Source organism: Streptomyces sp. NPDC127197, from assembly GCF_042672405.1.
GTDB classification, from domain to species: Bacteria; Actinomycetota; Actinomycetes; order Streptomycetales; family Streptomycetaceae; genus Streptomyces; species Streptomyces flavusporus.
Window position 1 is genome coordinate 1 of record NZ_JBHXVG010000093.1, and the last position, 7,781, is coordinate 7,781.

The 7,781-nt window shown below is 68.3% G+C and carries 5 protein-coding genes and 3 pseudogenes; 6 read left to right on the forward strand and 2 right to left on the reverse strand.

The window, feature by feature from the left end; translation table 11 throughout:
• Positions 1-92: 92 nt before the first annotated feature.
• A pseudogene (locus ACFVJQ_RS45065) lies at positions 93-248 on the reverse strand (transposase); the annotation flags it as partial.
• A 148-nt stretch (positions 249-396) separates the two neighbouring features.
• Here ACFVJQ_RS45065 and ACFVJQ_RS45070 point away from each other — a divergent pair.
• The 5 genes and pseudogenes from ACFVJQ_RS45070 to ACFVJQ_RS45090 all read left to right on the forward strand — a co-directional run.
• Positions 397-1,359, forward strand: a complete 963-nt coding sequence (locus tag ACFVJQ_RS45070; protein WP_385791738.1) for an Ig-like domain-containing protein — start codon at positions 397-399, stop codon at positions 1,357-1,359.
• Between the two features lie 39 nt (positions 1,360-1,398).
• Positions 1,399-1,677 carry a hypothetical protein gene (locus ACFVJQ_RS45075; RefSeq protein ID WP_385791740.1) on the forward strand — a complete coding sequence of 93 codons (279 nt, stop codon included), beginning with the start codon at positions 1,399-1,401 and terminating at the stop codon, positions 1,675-1,677.
• Positions 1,678-2,009: 332 nt separating this feature from the next.
• Positions 2,010-3,572: an ISL3 family transposase gene (locus ACFVJQ_RS45080; protein WP_385791742.1), complete on the forward strand. Its 1,563-nt coding sequence runs from the start codon at positions 2,010-2,012 to the stop codon at positions 3,570-3,572.
• A 201-nt stretch (positions 3,573-3,773) separates the two neighbouring features.
• Positions 3,774-4,835 (forward strand): endonuclease/exonuclease/phosphatase family protein, encoded by a 1,062-nt coding sequence (locus ACFVJQ_RS45085; protein WP_385791746.1) that lies wholly within the window; start codon positions 3,774-3,776, stop codon positions 4,833-4,835.
• A gap of 368 nt (positions 4,836-5,203) precedes the next feature.
• Positions 5,204-5,521: pseudogene (locus tag ACFVJQ_RS45090) on the forward strand (peptidoglycan bridge formation glycyltransferase FemA/FemB family protein); the annotation flags it as partial.
• 1,191 nt (positions 5,522-6,712) lie between these two features.
• Here the strand turns inward: ACFVJQ_RS45090 and ACFVJQ_RS45095 are convergent.
• Positions 6,713-7,101, reverse strand: a pseudogene (locus tag ACFVJQ_RS45095) (transposase); the annotation flags it as partial.
• A gap of 240 nt (positions 7,102-7,341) precedes the next feature.
• Between ACFVJQ_RS45095 and ACFVJQ_RS45100 the strand changes: the two are divergent.
• The coding region (locus ACFVJQ_RS45100) for an IS110 family transposase (protein ID WP_385791744.1) at positions 7,342-7,781 on the forward strand (440 nt) is incomplete at its 3' end.

The following is a 7,781-nucleotide window of genomic DNA, read 5'->3' on the forward strand; positions in this document are numbered from 1 at the left end:
ACCCGCCCGCACCCTGGAACAGCTCAAAGCCCGCCTGCCACTCCACGAAGATCGCCCAGCGGATCCACTCTGACAGTTATTCAGATACAAGCCCCCGCGGTGCCGGAGTACTGCCGCTGCACGCCGGCCGAACGGATGCCCTTCTTCAGGAAGCCGGTGTTGTCCACGATCAGGACGGCATTCCGGTCTCCGATGTGCTCGACGACGTAGTCGCGCACATCGTCCAGGACCTCGTCGGCGTCCCACTCATCCCACACGTGATCGAAAAGGGCCCCGGCCGAGACGAGTACCGGGTGTCCTCACCGGAATCTCAGGTTGCGGCGGGGCATTCAGGATAAACCAACGCAAAAGGTGCATCATGTACGCGCACTGATCGACATCTCAGGAGGGCGTGCCGTGGGCGTTGCACACACATCGAACGGGTCCGGGCAGTGGTCACGGCGGGGTGTCCTCGCCGCGCTCGGTGCGGTGCCGGCCGTTGTCCTGACCGGCCGCAGCGGCTCGGCGGACGCCTCGGAAGGCGCCGCTCAGAAGACCGCGACCTTCACCACCAAGTCGCGCACGGAAACCTTCGTCGGTCACGTCACCCCCGAGGCCGGCTCCACGTCCGGCGTCGGCATGCCCGTGTCGATCAACTTCACGCACGCGGTCACGAACAAGGCCGCCGTCGAAAAGGCGATCACGGTGACCGCCGAACCCGCGGTCGAGGTGGTCGGTCACTGGTTCAGCGACACCCGGCTCGACTTCCGGCCGGAGACCTACTGGGCGTCCGGCACGACGATCAGGCTCAACCTGCGACTGAAGGACGTCGAGGGCGCGGGCGGCGTCTACGGGGTCCAGTCCGAGGACGTCACCTTCCACATCGGGCGCGAGCAGATCAGCACCGTCGACCTCGGCAGCAAGGAGATGACCGTCAGGCGGGACGGTGCGACCGTCGCCACCCATCCCGTCACCGGCGGCGACGCGAACCACGCCACCTGGTCCGGGATCATAGTGATCAGCGAACGGCTCAAGCAGACCCGCATGCAGTCCTCGACGGTCGGCCTCGGCGACGAGTACGACATCCCGGACGTCCCGCACGCCCAGCGGCTGACCACATCCGGCACCTTCATCCACGGCAACTACTGGGCCTCCCCCTCCGTGTTCGGACACGAGAACACCAGCCATGGCTGCGTCGGCCTGCGCGACGCCAAGGGGGGAAACGACGGCTCCATGGACGGCTACAGGTTCTACGAGAGCTCGATGCTCGGCGACGTCGTCATCGTGACGAACTCGGGCGAGGGGACCGTCGGTGCAGCCAACGGTCTCAACGGCTGGAACCTGTCGTGGGAGGAGTGGAAGGCGGGGAGTGCGCTTTAGAGGGGATCTACACCCGCTTCCGCCGCTACGCGCTGCGGCGTGTTCACCCGGGCTCTCCAGCAGATCCAGGCCCGCGCGGATGCGGCCGATGACATCGACTGGCTGATGCAGATCGGCTCCACCCTCGTCCGCGCCCACCAACACGCCGCCACCACCGGTCGAAAAAGGGGAGGCATCAGGCGGACGAACCGGACGATCACGCCCTCGGTCGATCCCGAGGAGGAACTGGCCACCAAGATCCACCTTGCCTGCGGCGGCCGCGGTCGGCCCCTCGCGATCCTGGTCACACCAGGTCAACATCACGAGAGGGCAATATAGGAGTTAATGTCCGATTCGTCGCTTCGTTCGAGGTGAGCGGGCAGGTCGCGACGACGCCGGGCGGCTCACGGCCGCGGCTGAGTGAACAAGCCCTGCTCGGTCTCGGCCAGGATTCCGCGCTCGACAAGCCGCTTGAGCTTCGGGCGGGTGTTGTTGATGGTGTTGGGCACGATCTCCATGTCCATCGCCTCGCACACCTGCCGCGCCCTCAGCGGATGGTTGGCCGCGGCGAACTGACGGCGGTCATTACGAGCGGCTCTGATCCACTTCTTGTGGCCGTGTGACGTTGCGTTACTGACCTCTGATCGGTTGACCGTTCGTGTGGATGCAGCGTGCTCTGGACCGCCTTCTCCAACCTGAAGTCGGTCGCGGTGGAGGAGATCACGGTGGACGACGAAGCGGTGGCCGTCGCGGCGCGGGCGGTGAGCCGGCAGGCACCCTGCCCAGGGTGCGGTTGCACGTCCAGCCGTATCCACGGGCGATACCACCGACGTCTGGCCGACCTGGCGGTGGCGGGGCGGAAGGTCGTCATAGACCTCCTGGTCCGGCGGTTCCTCTGCGGGACGCCGGGGTGCGGTCGCCGGACGTTCGTCGAGCAGGTAGAGGGGCTGACCGAGCGGTTCGCGCGTCGTGCGCCGGTCTTGCGCCGGACGCTGGAGAGGCTCGCGCTGGCCCTGGCCGGGCGCGAACCTGTCGATCCCACCAGCGCGAACTCCCTGCTCAGGCTGCTGGGCAAGCTCCCGGACAAGAAGCTCGGCACGGTCCCTCGGGTCCTGGGTGTGGACGACTTCGCGTTCAAGAAGGGCCACGTCTACGGGACAATCCTGATGGACGTGGAGACCGGCGAGCGCGTGGACGTGTTGCCCGACCGCACCGCGGACACGCTCATAGCCTGGCTGCGCGACCATCCCGGCGTGGAGATCGTGTGCCGGGCCAGCGCCTACGCCGAGGCCGTCCGCACCGTCTGTCCCGACGCCACGCAGGTCGCAGACAGGTTTCATCTGTGGAAGAACCTGTGCGAGGCAGTCGAGAAGTGCGTTGGCGAACATCGCAAGTGTCCAGCCGAGCCCGCCGAGGACACGACCGCCGACACCGCCGTCGTGAAGGCCGGCACGGCAGCCGACGACGTGCTGGAGCCCATGGAAGGGCTGCGCGCGATCAAGCGACGCGAGCGCCACGCCGCGGCGCATGCCCTCTACGACAAGGGCGTGCAGATCGAGGTGATTGCCAAGACCCTCGGGCTCGACCGCAAGACCGTGCGACGCTGCGCACACGCCGCCACCCCTGACGATGCCTCCCGCGGAACCGGCTCCCGCCGCTACGGCCAAATCCACGCCTACTCGCCTTATCTGTACCGGCGTTGGAACGAGGGCTGCACGGATGCGGCACGGCTTCATGCGGAGATCGTCGAGCTCGGCTACTGCGACAGTAAGCGGACCGTCCGCCGTCACCTGCAACAGATCCGGGCCAGCGGCAAACCCGCACCCGACAAGCCCAAAGAGTTGACCGTCCGGAAAGCCACCTGGCTGATCGCCGCGCACCCCGACAAGATCGACGAGAACAACGCGCTCAAGCGCAAGCAACTCCTGGCCCGCTGCCCGGAATTGGCAGCCGTCGCCGACTGCGTGCGCGCCTTCGCCCAGATGATGACCGAGCGCTGCGGCAGCGACCTCGGCAGCTGGCTCACCCGTGCCGAGCACACCGGGCTGAAGCAACTGCGGAGCCTGGCCCGTGGCCTACGGCAGGATTTCGACGCCGTCGCCGCCGGACTCACCCTGGAGTGGAGCTCCGGCAAGGTCGAGGGCAACGTCAACAGGGTGAAGCGGATCAAAAGGGACGGGTACGGTCGGGTCGGATTCGACCTCATCCGACGCCAAATCCTTCTCGTGGACTGAGCATCGTCACCCTCTGCGACCGGACCACAACAAGTGATCAGAGCCCATCTCGATGGGCCATCGGGGCGAACTCCTGGCCGCCTACGGGGAGAACAAAATGGCTGTTGTCAGAATGTATGCCGATCCCATCCGGGACCCGAGGGTGCAGCAGTGACCAGCACTCTTCGTACGGGCAACACCGACAGTGAGCGAGGACTGCCGATGGCGCAGGTGGACACGGCGGAGACCGGGCAGGGTGGCCTCCGCCGGGACACCGGCGCCGGGACCTGGCACGCGGGCATCCGCCGGGCGATCCGCATCGGCTCCCGGCCGGGGCCGTGGAAGCGCGGCCTGGTGCTCGCGGCGCTGGCGCTGCTGCTGGGCCTGTTCATGCTGCTGCACGCGAAGATCCCGAACCGGATCGGGAACCTCGGCAGCCTGGTGGAGACCCTCCTGCCGTGGCTCGGCCTGTTCATCCCGGTGCTGCTGGCCGGGGCGCTGTGGCGCCGCTCCGCCTCCGCGGTCGTCGCGCTGCTGCTGCCGGTCATGGTGTGGCTGAACCTCTTCGGCGGGCTGCTCGGCGACAAGTCCCACCCGGGCGGCGACCTCACCGTGGCCAGCCACAACGTCGGCGCCGGCAACCCCGACCCGGCCGGCACCGCCCGCGACCTGGCCGTCTCCGGCGCGGACGTGCTGGCCCTGGAGGAGATCACCCCGCAGGCGAAGCCGCTGTACGAGGAGGGCCTGGCGAAGGCGTACCCGTACCACACGGTCCAGGGCACGGTCGGGCTGTGGAGCAAGCTGCCGCTGTCGGACACCCGGCCGGTCGACATCAAGCTGGACTTCGGGCCGCTGGCCGACATCAAGATGGACTCGACCCGGGCGCTGCGCACCACGGCGGCCACGGACCAGGGGCCGCTGGCGGTGTATGTGGCCCACCTGGGGTCCGCACGGGTGTATCCCAGGGCGGGCTTTTGGACAGACTCGCGGGACAGAAGCGCGCAGGCGCTCGGCAAGGCCATCGCCGCCGAGCAGAACGAGCGGGTGGTGCTGCTCGGCGACCTGAACGGCACCACGGACGACCGCGCGTTCGCCGACATCACCTCGCAGCTGCGCTCAGCCCAGGACGCGGCCGGGAATGGCTTCGGCTTCACCTGGCCGGCAAAGTTCCCGGTGGTGCGGATCGACCAGATCCTGGTCCGCGGCGTTGAGCCGGAGAGCTCGTGGTCGCTGCCGGCCACCGGCAGCGACCACCTGCCGGTGGCGGCCGGAATCAGCTGGTGAACACGGCGTAAAGCCTCCGGATCCGTCCCGCGCCTCCCGCAGGATCTGCTGTCGCAGATCAAGGCGCGTCCCGGCAACGTCAGCCCGAACTCGCCGCTGGACGAGACCGCCGAAGTCGAGGCCGTACGCGCCTCGGTGTCCCCGCCGCCTTCACCGGCATCGGGCCCCAGGTCATCGACGCCTTGCGAGGCGCTGGCCCGGAACACATCTTCGGCATGTCGAAAACCGCATACGTGTCGGCAACCCCGCGCTGCCTTGACTGGAGGCATGTCCTACAGCGAACCAGCACGAACCGCAGCCCAGAACCGGTGGCCCCCGGGGTGCATCAGCGCCCCGTCCGAGAACGCCGACGTGAGGATGGCGGACCAGTGAGCCGAACCGCGCATCACCGAGGGGCCAGGGCCGCGGGCGTGAGTCTGACCGTCGGGCCGATCAGCGCCGCCGAGCACTTGGCGTTCGTGCGGACACAGCGGTCGGTCATCTTCCTGCAGCCCCCGGCATGGGGCCGCGTCAAGACCGAGTGGCGCAGCGAGTCCCTCGGCTGGTATGACGGCCGGCAGCTGGTCGGTGCCGGGCTCGTCCTGCACCGCCCGGTGCCGCGGCTCGAGCGCTTCACGCTGGCCTATCTGCCCGAGGGCCCGATCGTCGACTGGACCGGCGAGAAGGCGGCGACGGCCTGGGTCGATGAGCACCTCGGCGCCCGGCCCGGCGAGGCGGCCTCCAGGATGTCGGGGATGATCGGAGCTCCCGGGGCGGGGGAAGCGACCGTGGCAGAGGTGGCGGAGGATCTGGGAGACGATCTGCTGCCAGCGATGATCTGGCTGGTATGCGGGGTCGTGGCCGTCGCCGGAGCAGGCGATGCCGCTGGCTGGAGCAGTTCGACCTCGATGTGTCCTGAAGGGGCGGGTGACGAGAGGACCGTGCACGAGCAAGGACTGATGCCGGATCCGCCTGTGGTGCAGATTCCGCGCCTCGTGAAGGCTGTCGGCCCAGGCTGGCACGCCGTGCTGTACCGCTTGCATGAGCAGCTGGTCGCCCGATGGCCCGCTACCGGACCATCGGAGTGAAGGAGAAGTTCGGGGGCTGCGGGTCCAGGTCGACGTCGGTGAGAGCCGCCCGCGAGGCCGCCGCGGCCGCTCGTCCGGGCCGCCGAGGTGGATGCTGCCGCACTCTGCGAGTTCTGCGCAGGCCCGGGGCGGGCGCAGTCGCGCGATGACACGTCGGCGGGATGGATCAAGACGGTATGCGACCGCTGTCACCGAGCCTGGTCCGCCCGCGGGATCATGATCGTCAACGGTGCGGTCCGGTACTCAGGGCAAGGTCCGGACAGTCCTGCGGCGCCCCGCGAGGACTGACACCACCGGGGGAAAATCCTTCTGCCAGTGCGGCGGCGCCTTGTGCAGTTAGTCTTGCGCCAACAGACGGAAATACGAGCCGACTTGGGAACCCGTCTCGTCCCACGTTCACTCGGCGAAACGGTCTGCGGCAGAACGGGGGAGGGCACGCTGGTGGTGGTCCTGCGGGACGAGCGTCGGGGCTCCGCTGTGGCGCGCGTTGACCGGGAAGCCGGGCTTGGCGTGCAAGAGTGCTCCGGAGACGGGCGTGACGGAATCGGTAGGTGGGACCAAGCTGACGCAGAGCACCCGTCCACTCGCCAGTTCCGCGAAACGGCCGCCGCGTGCATCACTCGCCGACGAAGGCAAGGATGTGCCGGGGGCTCGTACGCAGACGCCCTCCCGCTGGGGCTCACCACCGGCGTCCGCCCGTCCCGCCACGCCCGGTCTGCGGTTCCGACAAAAGTGAGACGTGCCGCCAGGGATGGCGCAAGGACGGGCCGCTAGGCTCCCGCGGGTGACGACACAGGCTAAGACCGTGTCCTATGTGGTGAGGCGGACGTATCGCTTGTAGCAGCACAGGGCGGCGGCGAGACCGAGAAAGGCCAGGTAGTTGCGGGGATTGCGTTCATAGCGGGGGCTGAGTCTGCGGTAGTCGGACAGCCAGGAGATGGTCCGCATCGTACGCCTAATAGGCAAGTGAGTCGGCCGTTGAGCCGATCCAGGCAGGGGCTGGGGCTTGAAGTGGCGGCCGTTGTGGGGGTCGTGTCTCGTTTGGTGACCGGTCACCATCGGCTTCAGGCCCTCGCTGTCGTGGACGTTGGCGGCGGAGACGCCGACGACCAGGGGCAGTCCGTTGGCGTCCGACAGGATGTGCATCTTGGAACCCGGTTTGCCCCGGTCCACGGGCCCGGACCTGTGTGTTCGCCCCCGTTACCTTCTTCGTGGCCTCGCAAGGAGGCTCCCGGCCTTCGGCCCCGGCATGACTTCGCCCCCTGGTCGATGATGATCGAAAAAGTGGTGTCACCGGGATCGAAGGCATTGGCAGACCGCTGATCAGAGGCCCGAGCACCGATCCCGGACTGGGGGGAGGCAGTCTCTTCGTAACGTGGATGCCGGCACGCTGATGCCGCAAGTGAGGCCGGGAAGAATGCGAGCACAGGAGCAAGCACGTGACCGGTGACGGCGACATCGACGTCTACCTCGGCCTGGACGTCGGCAAGGGCGAACACCACGCCACGGCCCTGACTCCGGCCGGCAAGAAGGTCTTCGACAAGCGGCTGCCCAACACCGAACCGAAGCTTCGTGACGTGTTCACCAGACTCCAGGCCAAGCACGGCACCGTTCTCGTGGTGGTCGACCAGCCCGCCTCCATAGGCGCACTGCCTCTGGCCGTGGCCCGCGACGCGGGCTGCCGCGTCGCCTGTCTGCCCGGCCTGACAATGTGGCGGATCGCCGACCTCTACCCGGGAGAGGCCAAGACCGACGCCCGCGACGCGCACGTCATCGCGGACGCGGCCCGCACCATGCCGCACACGCTGCGGGCCGTCGAACCGGCCGACGAGACCGTGGCCGAGCTGGAGATGCTCACTGGGTTCGACGACGACCTGGC